The sequence below is a fragment of the Methylobacterium sp. M6A4_1b genome (assembly GCF_053345175.1).
Window position 1 is genome coordinate 1 of record NZ_JBKEZQ010000043.1, and the last position, 18,767, is coordinate 18,767.

The 18,767-nt window shown below is 64.0% G+C and carries 19 protein-coding genes and 1 pseudogene; 6 read left to right on the top strand and 14 right to left on the bottom strand.

Annotated elements, in window-relative coordinates; translation table 11 throughout:
- Positions 1-30: 30 nt before the first annotated feature.
- The 14 genes from ACLBWX_RS21790 to ACLBWX_RS21855 form a co-directional block, all read right to left on the bottom strand.
- Positions 31-930 carry a sigma-70 family RNA polymerase sigma factor gene (locus ACLBWX_RS21790; protein ID WP_447679047.1) on the bottom strand — a complete coding sequence of 300 codons (900 nt, stop codon included), beginning with the start codon at positions 928-930 and terminating at the stop codon, positions 31-33.
- Complete coding sequence (locus tag ACLBWX_RS21795) at positions 917-1,372, bottom strand: hypothetical protein (protein ID WP_447679048.1); 456 nt, start codon at positions 1,370-1,372, stop codon at positions 917-919. Before ACLBWX_RS21795 ends, ACLBWX_RS21790 begins: the two co-directional genes overlap by 14 nt.
- A 446-nt stretch (positions 1,373-1,818) precedes the next feature.
- The gene (locus ACLBWX_RS21800) at positions 1,819-2,400 is read right to left on the bottom strand and encodes a hypothetical protein (RefSeq protein WP_447679049.1); all 582 of its coding nucleotides are present in this window, start codon (positions 2,398-2,400) and stop codon (positions 1,819-1,821) included.
- Between the two features lie 14 nt (positions 2,401-2,414).
- Positions 2,415-3,089 (bottom strand): YoaK family protein, encoded by a 675-nt coding sequence (locus tag ACLBWX_RS21805; protein WP_447679050.1) that lies wholly within the window; start codon positions 3,087-3,089, stop codon positions 2,415-2,417.
- Between the two features lie 36 nt (positions 3,090-3,125).
- Positions 3,126-4,517, bottom strand: a complete 1,392-nt coding sequence (locus ACLBWX_RS21810) for an alginate export family protein (RefSeq protein ID WP_447679051.1) — start codon at positions 4,515-4,517, stop codon at positions 3,126-3,128.
- A gap of 117 nt (positions 4,518-4,634) precedes the next feature.
- Positions 4,635-5,549: a glyoxalase gene (locus ACLBWX_RS21815; RefSeq protein ID WP_447679063.1), complete on the bottom strand. Its 915-nt coding sequence runs from the start codon at positions 5,547-5,549 to the stop codon at positions 4,635-4,637.
- Positions 5,549-6,013: a DoxX family protein gene (locus ACLBWX_RS21820; protein ID WP_447679052.1), complete on the bottom strand. Its 465-nt coding sequence runs from the start codon at positions 6,011-6,013 to the stop codon at positions 5,549-5,551. Before ACLBWX_RS21820 ends, ACLBWX_RS21815 begins: the two co-directional genes overlap by 1 nt.
- 1 nt (position 6,014) lies before the next feature.
- The gene (locus ACLBWX_RS21825; protein WP_447679053.1) at positions 6,015-7,904 is read right to left on the bottom strand and encodes an amidohydrolase; all 1,890 of its coding nucleotides are present in this window, start codon (positions 7,902-7,904) and stop codon (positions 6,015-6,017) included.
- Between the two features lie 35 nt (positions 7,905-7,939).
- On the bottom strand, positions 7,940-8,182 hold the full coding sequence (locus ACLBWX_RS21830) for a DUF1427 family protein (protein WP_447679054.1): 243 nt from the start codon (positions 8,180-8,182) through the stop codon (positions 7,940-7,942).
- Between the two features lie 27 nt (positions 8,183-8,209).
- Positions 8,210-9,046 carry an alpha/beta fold hydrolase gene (locus ACLBWX_RS21835; RefSeq protein WP_447679055.1) on the bottom strand — a complete coding sequence of 279 codons (837 nt, stop codon included), beginning with the start codon at positions 9,044-9,046 and terminating at the stop codon, positions 8,210-8,212.
- Positions 9,047-9,212: 166 nt separating this feature from the next.
- A complete protein-coding gene (locus tag ACLBWX_RS21840) occupies positions 9,213-9,863 on the bottom strand; it encodes a hydrolase (protein WP_447679064.1) in 651 nt (216 codons plus the stop codon).
- Positions 9,864-10,089: 226 nt separating this feature from the next.
- Positions 10,090-10,713 carry a response regulator transcription factor gene (locus tag ACLBWX_RS21845; protein ID WP_447679056.1) on the bottom strand — a complete coding sequence of 208 codons (624 nt, stop codon included), beginning with the start codon at positions 10,711-10,713 and terminating at the stop codon, positions 10,090-10,092.
- An 84-nt stretch (positions 10,714-10,797) separates the two neighbouring features.
- Complete coding sequence (locus tag ACLBWX_RS21850; RefSeq protein ID WP_447679057.1) at positions 10,798-11,205, bottom strand: response regulator transcription factor; 408 nt, start codon at positions 11,203-11,205, stop codon at positions 10,798-10,800.
- Entirely contained in the window at positions 11,198-12,682 is a 1,485-nt protein-coding gene (locus ACLBWX_RS21855; RefSeq protein ID WP_447679058.1) for a sensor histidine kinase, read from the bottom strand. The genes ACLBWX_RS21850 and ACLBWX_RS21855 overlap by 8 nt, the downstream gene beginning before the upstream one ends.
- Before the next feature lie 68 nt (positions 12,683-12,750).
- Between ACLBWX_RS21855 and ACLBWX_RS21860 the strand changes: the two genes are divergently transcribed.
- The 6 genes and pseudogenes from ACLBWX_RS21860 to ACLBWX_RS21885 all read left to right on the top strand — a co-directional run bounded on the left by ACLBWX_RS21860 (position 12,751) and on the right by ACLBWX_RS21885 (position 18,519).
- Complete coding sequence (locus ACLBWX_RS21860; protein WP_447679059.1) at positions 12,751-13,683, top strand: helix-turn-helix domain-containing protein; 933 nt, start codon at positions 12,751-12,753, stop codon at positions 13,681-13,683.
- 525 nt (positions 13,684-14,208) lie between these two features.
- Positions 14,209-14,811: a helix-turn-helix transcriptional regulator gene (locus ACLBWX_RS21865; RefSeq protein ID WP_447679060.1), complete on the top strand. Its 603-nt coding sequence runs from the start codon at positions 14,209-14,211 to the stop codon at positions 14,809-14,811.
- Positions 14,812-14,942: 131 nt separating this feature from the next.
- Positions 14,943-16,115 (top strand): adenylate/guanylate cyclase domain-containing protein, encoded by a 1,173-nt coding sequence (locus ACLBWX_RS21870; protein WP_447679061.1) that lies wholly within the window; start codon positions 14,943-14,945, stop codon positions 16,113-16,115.
- Between the two features lie 395 nt (positions 16,116-16,510).
- Positions 16,511-16,975, top strand: a complete 465-nt coding sequence (locus ACLBWX_RS21875; protein ID WP_447679065.1) for a nuclear transport factor 2 family protein — start codon at positions 16,511-16,513, stop codon at positions 16,973-16,975.
- Positions 16,972-17,559: a TetR/AcrR family transcriptional regulator gene (locus ACLBWX_RS21880; protein WP_447679062.1), complete on the top strand. Its 588-nt coding sequence runs from the start codon at positions 16,972-16,974 to the stop codon at positions 17,557-17,559. The genes ACLBWX_RS21875 and ACLBWX_RS21880 overlap by 4 nt, the downstream gene beginning before the upstream one ends.
- A 295-nt stretch (positions 17,560-17,854) precedes the next feature.
- A pseudogene (locus tag ACLBWX_RS21885) lies at positions 17,855-18,519 on the top strand (SDR family NAD(P)-dependent oxidoreductase).
- Positions 18,520-18,767 lie beyond the last annotated feature (248 nt).

The following is an 18,767-nucleotide window of genomic DNA, read 5'->3' on the forward strand; positions in this document are numbered from 1 at the left end:
AGGGAGCTGGCAATCGCTCGCCGTTAAGCCTCAGTTTGACGTCGGCACTCCAGACACCCCTCCGAACAGCTTCGCCATTCGCTCCAGCTTTTCCGGATTTCGGGTGAAGTAGATGCCGACGATCAGACCATCTTCAATGTCGAGAGCGACGGTCTGATACGTCCCGCTCCGTTCCAAGCTGAAATAGCCTGGCAGCCCATCGATCCAGAGATCCTGCAGCTTTCGGGAGTCTTGGACCCAGGTTTTGCGCACCGCACCTTCGAACATGCGAGTGACCTTCTCGATGCCGATGATGGGCCTTGGGAACGCGTGCACCTTTCCACCTCCATCGGAGTGTACGACAACGGAATCGGCCAGCATGGTCCGGAGGGTCGCAATCTCGCCCGTGGACACCGCTTCGAAGAAGGCCTTGGCGATGCGCACACCCTCTTCCCGCTCGACGGGGAAGCGCGGGCGCGCGGACTGCACGTGTTTCCTGGCCCGCGCAGCAAGTTGACGGACAGCCGGCGGCTCTCGCTGGAGGGTGACAGCGATCTCCGCGAGCGGGACCGCGAAGACGTCGTGCAGAAGGAACGCCGCCCGCTCCAGGGGTGATAGGCGCTCCAAGGCGAGCATCAGCGTAAGCGTCAGATCATCGCCGGGAGCCTCGTCCGGGACCAGAGCGATGGGCTCGGGCAACCAGGTTCCGAAGTAGGTCTCCCGCCGAACCCGGGCGGACTTCATCACATCGAGGCAGAGCCGGGTCACCGTCCGGGACAGGAAGGCGCCGGCTGAGGTGACCTCGGCATGGTCGACGTGCCGCCAACGGAGCCAGGCGTCCTGCACGACGTCCTCGGCCTCGCTGAGGGAGCCGAGCATGCGGTAGGCGAGCCGGACGAGACGTGCCCGTTCCTGTTCGAAGACGTTGGTCGGATCTTCAATGGTCGGCATGGCGGAACGACCAGGCGCTGAGGGCGACGGCGATAAGTGCAGGAAGCGTCACTGCGGGAAAGTCCCGGGGCAGAACCTCCGCCCCGCAGATGCCCACCGCAACCTCCCAGAAATGGAAAAGCGCATGGCCCGCGAGCCAGATCGCCCCCATGCTCCAGAGAAGGACCCGCGAGCAGGGTCTCACAGCCCCGTAGACGAAACCGGACCCGATCAGCACGAAGATCAGGCCGATATCGCGCAGGAAATGCTGATTGAAGGGGCCTGTCGTCGTCACGCCCGGCACCGCGAAATACCATGCTTCGGGCGCGGTAAGCATGAAGAGGCCATTTCCGGCCAGCCCTGCGCCGAGGATGCCGGCGAGTACCGGAACGGTCTTAGTCATCGAGCTCTCCCACGTGATTGATTCACGCAAGTGACGATGCCTTGCCGTCCAGTGTGACATGGGGTGCGAGTTTCCGCGGGGCTACTTCCTGATTTTTTCCTTCACACGTTTCCCATCACTGAACACCGGTTCCTCCATTCGATATTCGAGCGTCGCTACGAAGCACTTGCTCAAGCTACAATGCCGAAGTGGTCTGCGACGCAGATTTGCATTTCCGCAGCATGCCGTTTCCTATCTTGGGACAAGGCGAGGACGTTCATGGAGCGAAAGTCCATCCCGGTGACCGACCTCGATGCCGGGTCAACGCGAACCTGCGGGGCCAGCAGAACTGCGCATGAGCACGCTGGCCAGCCGACAAATGGCCTCTCACGGGTAGTGCTGAAAGCGGTTTGAATGGCCGGCTTTGGTCGTGACCTGCTCCTTCACTCTACGACCGGCCTGGGTGGTTCTTTGCCAGTCTGCTTAGTGAATTTGAGGCATTAATGCTGCCGTTCGCAGAACTCGCGTCAGCCGGGAGTGGCAAACCGGTGGCGCCAGGATCGCACCAACCTGCCGCGACGCCGGAGCAGGCCGCAACACACCCCGCTCGCGAGCGAGACCGGAATTTCGCGATGAAGAAGGCGACCGAGATATCGGCTGCGTTGGTGGGTTCGATGGATAGCTTGGCGCTGCCCCTCCAGCCATCGTGCGAACGTCGCGTCGTGCAAGCCATCGGCCTCAATCTCGGCCACCCGGGCCTCCAGCCATCGCACCTGATGGTAGAATTCGATGAGTTCGATAGCGGTCCGGGACGAGAAGAGACCGATGCGGCCGGAATTATTGGCGAAGACCGCGAGGTCTTGACGCCATAGGCGTGGGCTGGCGGCATACTCCGGGGACCGGGCGCCGACGTCGGCGTACTCGATCCGCTTGAGATAGCTTAGGAGGCTGCGCTGAATGGATCTCACCTCCGCCAGAAGGGCGAGCCCGTAGGTACGTCGTTCCTGACGCCTCACCCAACCCGTGCTAAGCAGGGCGCCCAGGAACCCCGTCACGATGCTGACCATCGCTGACAGCAGGACCGTGGTGAGCGCGAAGCTGTCCGACATGATCGAGGCCGCGCTCAGGTCGCGGTGCGACCGGCAGCGTCATTTCCGAGCGCTCCGGCAAGGATGCAGGCCGGCGCCAACAGCAGGGCCGCGGCTCCGACGAGGTAGAACAGCAGGGCGGCGAGCGCGCATCCGAGTGCGAAGGTGGCAACCGCCACCGACATCCGGCGGATGCGTCCGCGAGCGGGATGGGCGGGTGGCAAGCCTCGCAGGAGATCGGCGAGATCGATCATGATCTGGGTGGTCGTGCCGGTCATCAGGGTGGAGGGCGGAGCGTCTGGCAGGTGCGCCCGGTGCGCCGCGTTCTGGACCGCCATTGCCACGACGAGCACCATGCCGGTCACGAGCGCCTGCCAACGGTCGCCATCGAGGAACGGGCCATAGGCGATGGCGAGCGTCGCCCCGACCGACAGGGCGAGGAACTGCACCGAAAGGAGCACGCGAAGAACCGTATGCCCGCGGCGCTCCAGGCCGTGGCTGGCAAGGCGCGTGAGGATGACGGCGAGGCAGAAGACCGGCAGGGCCAGGAGCTTGGCCCAGGCCCCCGAGGCCCCATGGACGAGGGCTGCGCCGAAAGTCACGAAGTTGCCGGTCACGTGCGCGGTGAACAGCCCCTGTAGGGCAAGGAAGCCGACAGTATCGACATAGCCACCCACGAAACTGAGGATCAGGGCGAGCGGGAACTTCATCGTGACGTCCAATTCTTCGGTAATGGATTTCGAGTTTTACCAGGCATACCGGAGCTCGACCCCGAGGTAATCGCCGTCCTTGCCCCCGGCTTCGCCGATGGTGTCCCCGACCGCGAAGTGCACGGCCTCGACCGCGCCCGTCAGACCCTGGGCGAACACGTAGTCGGCACGGATCTGGGCGTAGGCACCGGTCCAGGGTCGCCCCCGCCCAGCGGTACCCGGTACCGGGTTGCTCGGCTGGACGTAGACCGCGTCGGCGGTCGTCATCCGCCACTGCAGGCCGACGGCCCCGGAGATCGCCAGACCCGGCAGCGGTCGGATCGTCAGGGACGGCTTGAGGTGGATGAGGTTGGCGTAGCTCGTGTAGCCAGCGAGGGTGAAGTAGTACCCGTTCGGAAAGAGCGGGTTGAAGGTCCCAACGCGCCCGTCGCCCGCATGGCGGTCACCCGATGCTGCGTCGGCCTGAAGGCCGAGCCGCGGCGTCCCGGGAAGGCTGGCCAACGTGTAGCCGACACGGCTGCCGACCGCCCAGGCGTCCACCTTGGCCGAGCCGACATGCCCGGTCTGGCCCATGGCTTCGAGATCCCAATCGAAGCCATGGGCTGCCCCGGCGTAGCGCACGTCAAAGACGTCACGCCGCTCACCCCCGGACGCGTCGAGGAAGGCCGTCCCCTCGCGTTCGTAGAGGCCGTAATAGCCCGACAGCTCCTGGTCGCCGAACACCTTGCGCTCGAAGCGCAGGGTGCTGAACCGGAAGTCCCGCCTGGAGACGTCGTCGAATGGCTCGGCGAAGCGATATTGGACCGGCTGGCTGACGAAGCCGAGGATGCGCCAATCGGTGGTTTCCCAATCCACCCAGAGCGCATCGAAAGACTGGCGTACGTTGGGGCCGTCTCGCGACGACACGAAGCGCTGAAGATCGAAGGCGAAATCCTGGCGACCCGCCCGCGCCTTGAAGGTGCCGGTCTCGAAGGTCTTGGTGTAGGCGAGAAAGGCAAGACGCAGGTCTAGGGGGTTCTCGTCGACCGACAGGACCCTGCGCTTGTCAAAGGCACGGGCATCCTCGAACTGCGTGAAGACCTGCCAGTTCTCGTTCAGGTGCGCGTCGAGGTGGAACTGCAGCCGTTGGATGACGTAGGCGTCGCCGCGTGGGCCACCGACCCCGAAACCCGGCGTGCGATTGGTCTCGAAGCGATCTCGCAGCGTCAGTCCCAGCGAGAGATAGCTCTTCGGATCGTCGGCGAAGATGGGGATGTACTTCAACCCGTCGAACGGGCGGGTGCGCAGGGCCAGGTCGCTGAGAGCCGACCAATCCTCCGCCCAGCGGTTCGTCAGGGGCGTGGGGCGTACCGCGGTCGCTTCGCCAAGCATCTCGGCGGCCTGGACGAGCGGCGTTGCCGAAAGCGCGCAGCACAGCGCCACGGCCATGGCCAACCGCCTCGGCGCAAGCTCCGCGCATCGTGCCGCGAGATCCCGCCGCTCGACGAGCGGCGGTGCGGCAATGCGGGGATGCCGGGGCGGCGCCAGGGAGCACATGTGCGACGGTCAGGGCGCGGCCGGGCCGGCCTGGTGGACCTCGGCGACGTACCCGCCTGGGAACCGGACGAGGGCAGCCGTCCGGGCGTCGGACTCGTAGGGTTCGACCAGGACCGCGGCGCCGGCCGCCTTGGCCTTCGCCAGCGTGGCGGACAGGGAGGTGACGGCATAACCGGTCGTCTCGTGCCCGTACGGGTAGGGCAAGTGACTGTCCGTCACGAGGACCGTCATCCGGCCGAAGGTCGAGTCGATGCGGACACGGCGGTACTTGGCCTCCGGCCGGCCGATCTCGACACCGGGAGCCTTCGGATCGTCCGACTGCACCTTGCCGTGCGAGAAGGTCAGGAAGGCATCCACGAAGGCCTGAACCCGGTCGGGGGAGAGGTAGACCCGGTTCTCTGGGACGGTCTGGAAGGCGGGGTAATCGGGCTTCGCCGTATGCCAATAGAGCTGCATGTTGACCCCGCCCGGCCATTGCACGACCGCATCGCGACCGATGGGATCGGGAAAGGCCTGGACGATGACGTCGGCGCCTGCCGAGCGTGCGGACCTGAGCGCAACATCGAGGTCCGTGACGAGGTATCCACTTCGCTCAGCTCCGAACGGAAAGGGAATCGGCGTCTTGAAGCCGAAGACCGAAATGGTCCCAACGGGAGTCTGCACGAGCTGGGACGTGGTGCTGGATGGCGTCGGCGTCACCGTGGCTACAACCTGGCTGGTGCTCTTGCCGCCGAACGTGTCGATGAAGCTCGTGACGAAGCGGTCGACCTCTTCGGGCGCCACGTAGACATGGGTGGTGTCGTATTGCGCCCCGACCGCAACGACGGGGACCGCCTCGCGGGCCTGGGCGGGACGGACGAGGAGACCGGCGCCGAAATCGGCCACCGCGCCGGTGAGCAGGGCGGCTGCAAAGAGCGAACGCATCATGATCTCGAAAGCCTTTCGTCGAGGTGGGAAGTCGTCGCTTCGGTACGGCGCAGGTCGTACCAAGCGACGATGAGGAAGGCCCCGGCGAGCCCGATGTGCTCGAAGAAGGCGTTTTCCGCCGCGCTGCGCGCAGGCGTCGGGAAAGTCCAGAATTTAAGGGCGAGCCCGGTCGCCAAGAGGGTGAAACCGGCGAGCAGGCCGGCCCCGAGCCAACGTGCGAACCCGCCGATCACCATGGCGGAACAGGCGAGTTCGAAGGCGATGAGGGCTGCCGCGACCGGCCCGGCCGGTCGAAGCCCGAAGGCTTCCATCTCGGCCGTCGCACCGTCGAAATCGAGCAGCTTCGTTAGGCTGCCCTGAAGGTAGGCCGCACAGAGCATCAGGAGGGCGAACCGGAAGATCCACACCGAGCCGGAGAACCGGTGCAGCGTCGTGAACCGGTGGAGATCACGGCCCTCCATGTCAGACCGCCCAGCAGGCGCAGCCCAGCGCACCCCAGAAGCTCTTCAGGTCGGCGATGGGCAGCTTGGCCGACCAGGCGGTCGCGTGGGCATGGCCATGGACGGAGCAGTCGTTGGAGCAGGCACAGGACGCTGCGGCCTGTCGCGCGAGCACGGCCTCGGCCGGTCCCGGCGTGTCGCCCCAGGCGCCATACCCCTTGAACGTCCGCACCGGCGACCAATCCGGCATGGCAGGCGGTGGCGGGCTCCCGTCGAGGGATGCGAAGGTACCGGCGGCGTACACGATCCTGCCACCGACGACGGTCAGATCGGACGTGGCATCAGCGATCTCGGACTCGGCGCAGGCGAAGTAGTCGCGATCCGGCACGATCAGGTCGGCGAGCTGGCCGACCGTGATGTTGCCCTTTCGGCCTACCTCGTTCGAGAACCAGGTCACGTTCTCTGTCCACATCCGCAGGGCGGTCTCGCGGTCGAGGCAGTTCCCCTGCGGTGTCAGGCGCAGGCCCCCGACCGTCCGGCCCGTGACGAGCCACGAAAGGGAGACCCAGGGATTGTAGGAGGCGACACGGGTGGCATCCGTGCCGGCGGAGACATGCACGCCCTTCTCAAGCATCCGGGCCACCGGAGGGGTCGCCTCGGCGGCGCCCATCCCATAGCGCTCGACGAAGTATTCGCCTTGGTAGGCCATGCGGTGCTGGACCGCGATGCCGCCGCCCAGCGCCGCGATCCTGTCGATGCTCTGGTCCGAGATCGTCTCGGCATGGTCGAAGAACCAGTTCAGCCCGGCGAGGGGAACGTCTTGGTTCACCCGCTCGAACACGTCGAGAGCCCTGGAGATCGTCTCGTCGTAGGTGGCGTGCATCCGCCAGGGCCAGCGGTTCTCGGCGAGCACGCGCACGACGCCTTCGAGATCGTCCTCCATCTCGGGCGCCATGTCGGGTCGAGGCTGACGAAAATCCTCAAAATCGGCCGCGGAGAACACCAGCATCTCTCCCGCACCGTTGTGGCGAAAGTAGTCGGTGCCCTGCTTGTAGGTCGACGTCTTCGTCCAGTTCAGGAAGTCGTCCTTCTCCGCCTTCGGCTTCTGCGTGAAGAGGTTGTAGGCGAGCCGGATCGTGAGCTGCCCCTCGTCGGCGAGCTGCTGGATGACGGCGTAATCGTCCGGGTAGTTCTGGAAGCCACCGCCCGCATCGATGGCGCCGGTGACGCCGAGTCGGTTTAGCTCGCGCATGAAGTGCCGGGTCGAGTTGACCTGGTACTCGAAGGGCAGCTTCGGCCCCTTGGCCAGGGTCGCGTAGAGGATCGCCGCGTTGGGCTTGGCCAGGAGCAGCCCGGTCGGGTTGCCGCGTTCGTCGCGCATGATCTCGCCGCCGGGCGGGGCAGGAGTATCTCGGTCGTAGCCCACCGCCCGCAGGGCGGCGGCGTTGAGGAGCGCGCGGTCGTAGAGGTGGAGCAGGAAAACCGGAGTGTCCGGCGCCGCCGCGTTCAGTTCGGCGATGGTCGGCAGGCGCTTCTCGGCGAACTGGTGCTCGGTGAAGCCGCCGACCACGCGGACCCACTGCGGCGGCGGGGTCACAGCGACCTGCCGCCGGAGCATCTCCATAGCCTGGCCAAGCGAGCGCACGCCGTCCCAGCGCAATTCCATGTTGAAGTTCAGCCCGCCGCGGATGATGTGGAGGTGGTTGTCGATCAGCCCGGGCAGGACGCGCCGCCCTTTAAGGTCGACGATACGGGTGTCCGGCCCGGCCAAGACCATCACCTCTGCATCGTGCCCGACCGCCGTGAAGACCCCGTCGGTGATCGCCACCGCCTGCGCGGTGGGGTTCTGCCGGTCCAGCGTCGTAAACAGGCCGCGATGCAGGATCAGGTCGGGATGCGTGGCGGCGCTCATCGTAGATCCTTGGGAAACTGCTGGAGCCGGTCGGTTCATGCCGGCGGGTCGGTGCGATCCGACGTGGCGCGAGCATCGTGCGAGAAGCTCTTGGCGTGAAGCAGGCTCGACAGCACGCCCGGGTGGCCACGCCAGTACGAGACGGCCATCTCACCCGCCAGGATGCCGAGCAGACCGACCAGGGCGATGATCGGGGGCGCAGGCGACTTTACCCCGACGAGGCCGTAGACGACGCCGACCGACAGGCCGACGCTGAGGGAGAGGATGTACGGGATCATGGAAGGCCCTGGGGCGACGATGCGCGCTCAGCCTTTCACGAAGGCGAGGAGGTCGGGGTTGATGACGTCGTGGTTGACCGTGAGCATCCCGTGCGCGAAGCCCGGATAGGTCTTGAGCGTGCCGTTCTTCAACAGCTCGACCGATTTTCGCGCCGAGTCGGCGATAGGCACGATCTGATCGTCCTCGCCGTGCAGGACTAAGGTCGGCACGGAGATGGCCTTCAGGTCTTCGGTCTGGTCGGTCTCGGAGAAGGCTTTGATCCCATCGTAGTGGGCCTTGGCGCTGCCCATCATGCCCTGGCGCCACCAATTCTGGATCACGCCGTGTAGCACCGTCGCACCGTCCCGATTGAAGCCGTAGAACGGACCGGTCGGGACATCGAGGAAGAACTGCGCGCGGTTCGTGGCGGTGGCCTGCCGGAAGCCGTCGAACACCTCCATCGGCAAACCTTCCAGATTGCTTGACGTCTTCAGCATCAGGGGCGGCACCGCCGAGACCAACACCGCCTTGGCCACACGGCCGGCGGGCTCGCCGTGCTGGGCCACGTAGCGCGCTACTTCCCCTCCGCCGGTGGAATGGCCAATATGCACGGCGTTGCGTAGGTCGAGTGCCTCCACAACTGCGAAGGCGTCAGCGGCATAATGGTCCATGTCGTGGCCGCCATCGACCTGAGCCGAGCGTCCATGGCCGCGCCGGTCATGGGCGACGACGCGGTAGCCATGCTGCAGGAAGAACAGCATCTGCGCGTCCCAGTCGTCTGACGACAACGGCCAGCCGTGATGGAACATGATCGGCTGGGCGGCCTTGGGCCCCCAATCCTTGTAGAAGAGTTCGACGCCTTCCTTGGTGATGATAGAGGCCATGGGAGTCTGTCCGCTCTTCGTGAAAGGGGATGTCGCTGCCATCGCGGGGATGCTCGGGCCGACAGCGGCCGTAAGGGTCGCCACATCACCCAACTTCATGGGGGCGGCGAGAGGAAATCCCTCGCGGATCCCCAGAACCCGGCGGGGGTGATGCGTTACGGTCGACTCAATGGCTTTCGGACGCGCCGAACATCGACTTGGCGTAGGTGATGCCCAGTCCATAGGCGCCGCCGTACTGCCGCGCGATGCCCGTGGTCATCGCGTAGGTCTCGGTGCGGGCCCAGTCGCGCTGGAGTTCGAGCATGTATTGCAGTGATGTCATTGGCTGTACGCCGGCCTGGACCATCCGCTGCATGGCCCGCTCATGCGCCTCGTCGGAGATATCTCCGCACGCATCGGCGATCACGTAGCATTCGAAGCCTTGGTCGAGGGCCGAGAGGGTCGGCCCGACGATGCAGACGGAGGTCCAAAGCCCGGCGAAAACGAGCCGGTCCTTGCCGATCTCGGATACCTTGGCCACGACGGCAGCGTCTTCCCACGTATTCATGGACGTGCGGTCGAGGAGTTTCTCCTCGGGGAACGCGGAGGTGATCTCCTCGAACATCGGGCCGGAGAAGCTCTTCTCGGCCACCGTGGTCAGGATCGTGGAGACGCCGAAACCGGCGGCGGCCCGGGCGACCAGAGCGGCGTTGTTGCGCAGGGTCGTGGCATCGATGGACTTCGTGGCGAAGGACATCTGGGACTGGAAATCGATCATGATCAGGGTGTGGTCATGCGGGCAGACCAGACGCTTGCCGGGGGTCGGCGTCGCTTTGATGGGCATGATGCGAGTTCCCTTGGAGAGGCTGGCGGGGTGACGCTCGAACCGGCGCCCCCTCACCCGGCGCCCCGAGCTATGACGATTGGAAGTCGAACCGGCTTGCCGATTTGCGTCACGGTTTGAAGGAATGCGGCATTGCGGATGCCAATGCCGAATAGCGCACGCAGCGTTCAATACCGGCGGACAAGGGCCATGGATCATCGCCGAAGGGTGCGAGGACCGGTTACCTCTGCCGTGTCGCGGTCAATCCGAGTTGGTCGGCCACGCGGACCAGGTCGACCAGCGACCGCGATTGCATCTTCTCCATCACGCGCCGCTTGTGGACCTTCGCGGTGATCTCGGTGACGCCCAGTTCGGCGGCGATCTGCTTGTTCATCAGGCCGCCTATCGCGCAGAGCATCACGTCGTGCTCGCGTGGGGTCAAAGATGCCAGCCGGTCCGAGAGCTCCCGTTGGACCTGTTGGGCGGACAGGGCGGCGGCGTCGGTTTCCAGAGCTCGGCGTACCGCCGCGAGGAGCACCTCGGCCATTACAGGCTTGGTGAGGAACTCGACCGCTCCTCCTCGTATGGCCCGGACGGTCATGGGGATCGTGCCGTAGCCGGTCAGGAATATGATCGGCACGGTGTTGCCCGCCGCCCGTAGCGCCTCCTGTACGGCGAGGCCGTTGTCGTCAGCGAGGCGCACGTCGAGGACGATGCAGTGCGGGCTCTTCCGTAGGCCCGATATCCCGAGATCGGAGGCATCTCGATGTCCGACCGCCGACAAGCCTTCCGCGCGGCAAAGGCGGATCAGGGCCGTGCGAAGGTCCGTGTCATCGTCGACGATATGGACGGTTGGCTCGGACATCGTACTCGCGGTTGCACTGGCACCCGGTGACGAAACAATTCGCGTACCACAAATGCGGACGGTGGCGGACGCTTTCGTTTGATATCATGGGCTTTTTCCGGAGCCGAGGACAAGTTTGAGGCACTGCTCGAACTGCGCGGCGTCGAACGGTTTGGCCAGATAGGCGAAAGCTCCCAGATCGAAGGCCCTCTTCCGGCCGGTCTCGCTCGGATAGGCCGTCATGACGAGGATCGGAAGCGTTGGGTTGCGCTGGCGAAGGATGCGCAGGAGGTAGAGGCCGCTCAGGCCCGGCATCTGAATGTCGGTGATGACGACGGATATCCGGTCCACAAGCGGATCGACGAGTAGCGGTTCGGCTCCCTCGAACAAGGCCGGAACGAAGCCGAGGGAGCGGGTCAGCCGGCCGAGTGCGGTACGTATCCCGGGGTCGTCGTCAACGATTGCGATGACCGGTCCCCCGGCAACCGTTTCAGGCGGTACGGTCTCAGGCATGGGAGACCGGTAGGGTAAAGTGGAAGGCAGCCCCTCCACCGGGTGCTTCATCCACCCAGATGTCGCCGCCATGGGCATCGATGAGGTTGCGGCAGATCGCGAGGCCCATGCCCATGCCTCCCGTCTTAGTGGAGTGAAACGGCTCGAAGATCCGCGCCCTCCGCTCCACCCCGATACCTGGTCCGGTATCGGTAACGTCGACGACCACGCGGCCGTCCGCCTGAACCATTGCGATGGTGATGTCGCGCGGACCGGCCACGTCCGCCATCGCCTGGGCGGCATTTACGATGAGGTTAACGAAGACCTGCTGCACGCCGATGAGGTCCGCCGGGACCAGGGGAACCTCGCCGCTCGCGGCGAAGTGGACCGTTGCCCCTTGCGCCCGCAACTCACGTTCTACCAGCAGGTTCGCGTCACGGACCGCCTGGAGAAGATCGACGGATTCGAAGATGCGCGGAGCATTGCCGAGATACGACCGGGTCCGAGCGATGACGTCGCGCGCCCGCGTCGCCGCGGTGACGACGTCGTCGAGGGCCGCGGCCGCCTCGTCGATGTCGGGCTCCGGTCGCCGGAGCCAGCGCAGGGCCGCCTGCGCGTTGGCGACGATGACAGCGAGGGGCGAGTTGACCTCATGCGCTATCGAGGCGCTCAGCGCGCCGACGGTCGTGATCCGCGAGGCACGGGCCAGCTCGGTGTCGGCAATCGCGAAGTGCCTCTGCGCCTGCTTGAACGCCGTGACGTCGAGGGCGGTCACGACGATCTCGGCAAAGCCCGCTAGACTCGTCGGCAACATCGCGGTGAAGAGCATGTCGACTTCGCTCCCGTCCTCGCGCGTCACGTGGGCCTCCGAGCGGAAGAAGCGGTCGCCCCGGCCGAACGCCACGAGCCACTGGACGAAGGTCTGGTCGGTGTCGGGTAACAGGCGGTCGAGGGGCCCAAGATAGGCCGCCTTGTCCGACGCGCCGGTTTCCTCCAGCGTGAACGCATTGACGTCGGTGATGATGACCTGGGCCCGCAGGGCGCGCAGGTCATCCGGATGGCCCGCAAAGTGGCATTCGATGTCGGAGATCCCGGCGCGCCGGAGTGCCATGATGGCCTCCCCCACGACGGTCCAGTCCTCGCGCCACATGGAGATGCCGGCCCGCTCGAAGATCGTCGTCACCTGCGCGCGGCTGGCGGCAAGGGCGTGCCGCAACCGCATCGCCAGTGCGGCTGCCAGAATCACGGCGAGTGCAGAGATTGCGGCGATGAGAAGCGTCGAGGGGCCGGGGCGGGCAGCGCTGGCCCATCCGGCCATGGCTGCGAAGAATGCGGGGCCCAGCACGAGCAGCGCCGCCGTGCCGGATGCTGCGAGGCGAGGCCGCCAGCGGGATGGTGGCGGGGCCAGCATCCAGGCCGGCAGGTCGTCGAGGTGGAGCGAGCTACCGCGCGGCGAAGCGGTCGCCCGGCTTGGCCACCGCGAGAATACCTGCCGCATGCTACTCTTCCACTTCGGCCCATCAGGCTATCGCGCCGGCGAGAGCCGGTCTCCGATACACCTGTATAATGGCGCGCGCCGCACTCGGCTTGCACGATGTGGGCATGGATCTTCATCGGCACAGCACGCACAAGTTCCCTAATGCCGGGCTTCTTGCCTCCTCCGGCGGACGGAACTGGCAGGGCGTCGCGGCCGAGTTGCGCTCCCATCCGGCCGGTGACCTGCCAGCCATCGTCCCGACCCAGATGGAACTCACCCTGGCGACCCGGACCATCCCGGGCGCCCATGTGAGCCGCAAGGGTGCCGGTGTCCGCCAGTGCACGGCCGTCCAGGCCGGAACGATTTGGCTCTGTCCCGTGGGGGTCGGTGAGGACGACATCAACATCTCCGCACCTTTGGCGGAGGTCCTGCACATCTACCTTCCGGCCGAGCGATTCTCAGCGCTTGCGAGCCTCTACGGCGACCCACGCATCCGTGCCGACACGGTGCGCTACCTGGCGGACCTTCGGGATCCGCTGATCCGCCAGATCGGCCTTTCGATTTTAGGCGAGTTGACCCGGGAAAGCTCGGCGGGGCGGATGATGGTGGAAGCGGCTGCCCTGGCCCTAACGGCGCGGGTCGCGCAGGCATACGGACACGACCGGCCCGATGACGCCGACCCATTCTGCGGCGACCGCGACTGCCCGGAGCGCATCAAGAGAGCCATCGAATTTATCCATGACAACCTCCAGCGCGATCTGAGCGTGACCGAGCTCGCATCGGTGGCCTGCCTGAGCCCCTTCCACTTCGCCCGCCTTTTCAAGCGGGTGACCGGAAAGTCCCCGTACACCTACGTCAGCGGCGAACGGTTGGAGCGGGCGCGGCAGCTCCTGACCGAAAGTAGGATGTCGCTGACCGACGTGGCGCTCTCGTCCGGCTTTTCGAGCCAAGCTGCCTTCAGCACCGCATTCAAGCGCGTCATTGGCTGCACCCCGGGGGATTACCGGTACCGCACCCACTAACTACGCCACCGCATCCGGTCGCCAGGGAAGGGCAATTGAGCAGGATCGCGCAACGGCCGAGCAAGGCCGCGAAAGACGGAGACGCCCACGACCGGCAAGACTGTCCACGCCAAGCTTCGTGTGGAGACCCTGATGCAGCGCGATCTCGCCGTCCCCGCGGACCCGCACGTATCCATTCGGCGGTCATGCGGTACGCTAAACCCTATGGAGACGGCGATCCGCACCTGCGGCCATCTCACTGGGCAACCGGCAATGCGACCGGACGATAGAAGGGACGGTATCGCCTTCCTCGATCCGCGAGCGGTGGATCCTCTCAGTCAGTTCCACCCTTCCGTCTTGCCTCACGACGGATTGGTCTTACAGGTTCCCCTCGGTGATCAACCGCGCCGCTCGCCCTCAACTTTTCGAGACCATTCATCGCCTGAGCGCATCTACTCCAGCGCGGTAACTTTGCTTAGTATCCGACCTCGGCCCGTGTGCCGGGAACTCTGTGGTACCGTTCAAATCTGGCTGTCCAGCAAGGTCATGGCCGAGGTGGCCGAGAGCATGGGCCTCGCCGACATCGATGCTATCGAAGCTCTCAGATCGGTGCACGGCCGGACCCTGTTGGACCCCACCATCCATGACTTGGTGTCGAGTGCAGTCGCGACGCTCGACCGGGTGGATCGCGGCGCTGCGATTTTCCGCATCCAGCTTGCACGGGCGCTTGCGGCCCACCTTCTCGGCGTCCATGCGGAACCGGAATACGCTACCCCACCACGCCGTGGTGGCTTGGCGCCCTGGCAGTTGCGGCGGGCGCAGGAACGCATCCGGTCCGAACTTGGCGACGCACCCTGCTTGAAAGCGGTCGCGGCGGAGTGTGGCCTGTCGGTAAGCCACTTCGCACGCGCATTTCGTCAATCCGTCGGAGCATCCCCGCATGCATGGATCGTCCGCCAGCGGATCGTCCGCGCCAAGGTCATGATGCGCGCGCAGGATAGATCGCTAGCCGAAATCGCCCTGGCTTGCGGATTTTCCGACCAGAGCCATTTCACCCGCGTTTTCGCCCGCGAAGAGGACATGAGCCCTGGCCGCTGGCGTCGCATAGCCGAACCCGACGACCGGACGCGCATTTTGGAAGACGCGTAGCGTCTATGAACGTGCGGATCTCCGATGAGCCCGGGGTGGCCCCGACGAAAGTGCCGGACAGAGAGGCTACAACAACGGCGGTCTTTAGGACCGGTCGGCCTTCGGAGCGGGGGGATCGAGTCGAGCGCCTCGTGCAGCAAGCCGAACTCCTGGACTGGCTGCTTCGCGGCACCTTGAACATACGGTACCTCGACGATGTCTTCGTCGAGTTCTGTCGACGCTTACGAGAGATTGATGTCCCTGTGGCCCGCGGGACGATCTTCCTGCGGACCCACCACCCATTGTGGCTCGGAACCCGCATCCTCTGGCGAACCGGCCTAACCGGTGCCGAGGTTACCAATTTCGAGTACGGCATCGTCGAGACGAGCCAGTTCAAGGAAAGTCCAGCGGCGGAGATCCATGCGGGCGCGCAACAGGTTCGCCGGCGCCTCAACCAAGCAGACCAACCCGGCGCCGATTACGCGCTCTACGATGAACTGCGCGCCGCAGGTCTGACGGATTATATCGCTTGGCCGCTCCTCCACACCCTCGGCAAGCGGCACATCGTGACGTTTTCCGCCGACCGGGCCGGCGGCTTCGACGACGACGATCTGTTGATGCTCGCGACATTACTGCCGGCTCTGGCGGTAGTGACGGAGGTTCGGCACAAGAACCGCCTAACCCGTTTGTTGCTCGACACCTACGTTGGCCCTCATGCCAGCGAGATGATCCTAAACGGGGCGACCAGGCGCGGAAGCGGCGTGACCGTGGAGGCTGCGATAATGGTCATCGACCTCAGGGGCTTCACTGAAATCTCGGAGCTGTGGCCTCGTGACGACGTCATCGCCCTATTGAACGATTATTTCGACACGATCTCGCTTCCCATTGAGCATCACGGAGGCGAGATTCTGAAATTCATGGGCGATGGTCTTTTGGCGATCTTCCACCGCGACACGGCAGCAGCTTGCGCGGCGGCCCAGTCTGCGGCTTGGGACGTTCAGATTGCCATGCATGCCCTGAACGAACGGCGTGCCAGTGCCAAACTGAAGCGGCTTTGTTACGGGATCGGCATTAATTTTGGTGCGGTGATGTACGGCAACATCGGGTCTCGCACACGTCTCGACTTCACAATCATCGGGCCGGCGGTCAATATCGCGTCTCGGTTGGAGAATTTAACAAAGCTACTCGACGTTTGCGTGCTATTTTCTGGAACATTCGTCGCCCGGTCGCCCACAGGACATAAACTCAAACATCTCGGATTTTTTCCACTGAGGGGCGTCGGCGATCCTCTAGACGTCTACGGTTTTGATGATCAAATAAATTAATGCCTGACTATTGTTTTATCCTTAGATGTAAATCATAGGAGAATGATTGGTAGGTTGATAAATGGTAACTAGGCTATGTTACTGGATATTTATTTCTCATCCCTCCACGCCAACATTGGGTCGCGGACTTAAATTGCCGGACGGCCAACGAACGGTCGCTTTGGAGGAGCGCTGAAAGCACTACCGGCGGCCGAGATGGGTCGGGACCAGCCGGTCCGCTCTACGACCGGGTTGGGTGGCTTACCGCCGGTCTGCTTTTGGAACAATGACGCTAGGAAGCTGCCGCTAGCCGCACACAGACTCCCAAACCGAAGCGGGGGTGCTCTCAGGAAGCTTGATCAGTCGGCGATCATGTTGTACTGAACGGTACAACATGATTTTGAAAGGTGATCCTGATGTCCCGTCCCCCGCTTCCTCCGTTTACCGAAGAGACCGCGATTCAAAAGGTGCGCCTTGCGGAAGACGGGTGGAACACGCGCGATGCGGCCAAGGTCGCGCTAGCTTACACGTCCGACACGCGCTGGCGGAATCGTGTTGAATTCGCGATCAATCGGGAGGAGGCGCAAGCTTTCCTCACTCGTAAGTGGAACAAGGAGCACGAATACAGGCTGATTAAGGAACTCTGGGCATTCACTGGTAACCGTATCGCGGTTCGCTATGCATATGAGTATCGTGACGACGGTGGGCACTGGTTCCGCGCGTACGGCAACGAGAACTGGGAATTTGCGGAAGACGGATTGATGGCGCACCGCCATGCTAGCATCAACGAGATGCCGATCACTGAACCGCAGCGTAAATTCCGTTGGCCACTTGGCCGCAGACCCGACGATCACCCCTCACTCAGCGACCTCGGCCTTTGAGCGCGAAGCGCGTCCTCACCGAACGTGCCGATGCCGTGTCGGCACTAGCGGAAGCGTTCCGAGAGCACGGATTCGAGGGGGCGAGCCTGTCGGTGCTGTCAAAGGCGGCCGGCCTCGGCAAGGGCAGTCTCTACAACTTCTTTCCAGGCGGGAAGGAAGAAATGATGGAGGCGGTTCTTGCCGACATAGACGCTTGGTTTGAGAAGGTCATCTTTTCGGCGTTGCAGCATACAAACGACCCGATTGCGGCAGTAAGTTCCATGATCGAGGACGTGACTATATATTTTAGTTCTGGCAGGAGGGTATGTCTGGTTGGCTGCATCGGACTAAATGCCTCCGGATCCGTTTTCGCGGCTCGGATAAGAAGTTACTTTGCCCGTTGGATATTTGCTCTCGCTCAGTGTTTAGAGGCTGGTGGAGTTTCCAAATCACAAGCCTCGCAACTGGCGGAGGAGGTAGTTTCGGGGATACAAGGCGCAATTGTGTTGGCGCGCGCTTTGGAAGACGACGCCGTCTTCCGCCGAGTTGTTCATCGACAACTTTCTAGCTTAATCGAAGCAATAACTGACCATACTAGCGCCTGATAAGGAACATTATTTTGTCAGCGCTCTAAACTGTGCCGTGGCCTCGGGGAAACAACGAGGCGACAAACCTGCTTACACCCGAATGACCGCTTTCAGGATGCTACTACACAGTCTGGACCAGACGATTTAGATGGATTCTTGCTGGTCCGCTTTCGGGCGCCAAATTCAATAAGTGGACGTTTGAGATTCGGCAGGAGCTGGCCGTAAGCAACCGTGAAGTGCCGGTACCGAGTGCAGGGTCTTGTGCACTAGGTAGGATACCAGAGGCCCGGTTCAGCGAGCAGGCAGAGAAGGCATGACGGCGATCCTTGGTCGAAACGCCCTCATCATTGGAGCAGGGTCTGGCATAAGCGGATTCCTGACCCACCTTTTCCGTTCGGTCGGCCTGTAGGTAGCGGTCGCAGCGCGGAACGTCGACAAGCTCACGCCGCTCGCCGCAGAGACGGGGGCGATCGCGTTGAAGGTCGATGCCGCCCATGCGGCCGAAATCGAAGCACGGATCGGTGCCCCGAAGTCGTGATCTACAACGCGAGCGGCCGGGTTCGCGGCCCGATCCCGGGTCTCGATCCCCAGGAGGTTAGGCGAGCCGTTGGCGTCTCGGCGCTCGGCGCCTTCTATTCGGTCCAGCAGGCAGCCAAGCGTTTGATCCCTACAGGCAAAGAAGCGATCCTGCTGACCGGACCCACCGACGGCGTGAAAGGCTTCTCGCGCTCGGCGCCGTTTGCCATGAATAAGTTTGCCCTGCGGGGACTGGCGTAGAGCGCCGCACGCGAAGTTGTCCCGAAGGGTATCCACGTCGCACACATCGTTTTCGATGGTCGCGTCCGTCCGGCCGGCCACACCGACCCTAACGATCGTCATGACAGCTCTCTAGATCCAGACGTGATTGCACGGACCTATCTCGATCTGCTCCGCCAGCATCGAAGCGCATGGTCCTGGGAGATGGAAGTGAGGCCTTGAGTCGAGACCTTCTGAACGCGGTCTGGGTAGGAAGGTGGAGCCGCCAGCAGCTCTGCATGCTTGACAGGCCCATAGAATTTAGTACGACCGTACTAAACTGGCGTCTGGTCGGCGGAATGGTTCCGCGAGCATCTGAGGTCGACGCCGGTATTCCCCGAGACGCGTGTGTTTCGGCGTGCAACTTTGACCCCGTGAGGCGGGGGATCGGCGTCCAATTCTGACCCCCTAACCTCGTTCTCGCAGACTGC

Excerpts from the sequence above, each read along its gene's own strand:
- ACLBWX_RS21810 (WP_447679051.1), bottom strand. The coding sequence starts at position 4,517 with ATGGCCGTGGCGCTGTGCTGCGCGCTTTCGGCAACGCCGCTCGTCCAG.
- ACLBWX_RS21795 (WP_447679048.1), bottom strand. The coding sequence starts at position 1,372 with ATGTCACACTGGACGGCAAGGCATCGTCACTTGCGTGAATCAATCACG.
- ACLBWX_RS21850 (WP_447679057.1), bottom strand. The coding sequence starts at position 11,205 with ATGCCTGAGACCGTACCGCCTGAAACGGTTGCCGGGGGACCGGTCATC.
- ACLBWX_RS21835 (WP_447679055.1), bottom strand. The coding sequence starts at position 9,046 with ATGGCCTCTATCATCACCAAGGAAGGCGTCGAACTCTTCTACAAGGAT.
- ACLBWX_RS21825 (WP_447679053.1), bottom strand. The coding sequence starts at position 7,904 with ATGAGCGCCGCCACGCATCCCGACCTGATCCTGCATCGCGGCCTGTTT.
- ACLBWX_RS21815 (WP_447679063.1), bottom strand. The coding sequence starts at position 5,549 with ATGCGTTCGCTCTTTGCAGCCGCCCTGCTCACCGGCGCGGTGGCCGAT.
- ACLBWX_RS21875 (WP_447679065.1), top strand. The coding sequence starts at position 16,511 with ATGTCCCGTCCCCCGCTTCCTCCGTTTACCGAAGAGACCGCGATTCAA.
- ACLBWX_RS21845 (WP_447679056.1), bottom strand. The coding sequence starts at position 10,713 with ATGTCCGAGCCAACCGTCCATATCGTCGACGATGACACGGACCTTCGC.
- ACLBWX_RS21830 (WP_447679054.1), bottom strand. The coding sequence starts at position 8,182 with ATGATCCCGTACATCCTCTCCCTCAGCGTCGGCCTGTCGGTCGGCGTC.
- ACLBWX_RS21790 (WP_447679047.1), bottom strand. The coding sequence starts at position 930 with ATGCCGACCATTGAAGATCCGACCAACGTCTTCGAACAGGAACGGGCA.
- ACLBWX_RS21820 (WP_447679052.1), bottom strand. The coding sequence starts at position 6,013 with ATGGAGGGCCGTGATCTCCACCGGTTCACGACGCTGCACCGGTTCTCC.
- ACLBWX_RS21865 (WP_447679060.1), top strand. The coding sequence starts at position 14,209 with ATGGCCGAGGTGGCCGAGAGCATGGGCCTCGCCGACATCGATGCTATC.
- ACLBWX_RS21800 (WP_447679049.1), bottom strand. The coding sequence starts at position 2,400 with ATGTCGGACAGCTTCGCGCTCACCACGGTCCTGCTGTCAGCGATGGTC.
- ACLBWX_RS21855 (WP_447679058.1), bottom strand. The coding sequence starts at position 12,682 with ATGCGGCAGGTATTCTCGCGGTGGCCAAGCCGGGCGACCGCTTCGCCG.
- ACLBWX_RS21805 (WP_447679050.1), bottom strand. The coding sequence starts at position 3,089 with ATGAAGTTCCCGCTCGCCCTGATCCTCAGTTTCGTGGGTGGCTATGTC.
- ACLBWX_RS21860 (WP_447679059.1), top strand. The coding sequence starts at position 12,751 with ATGGCGCGCGCCGCACTCGGCTTGCACGATGTGGGCATGGATCTTCAT.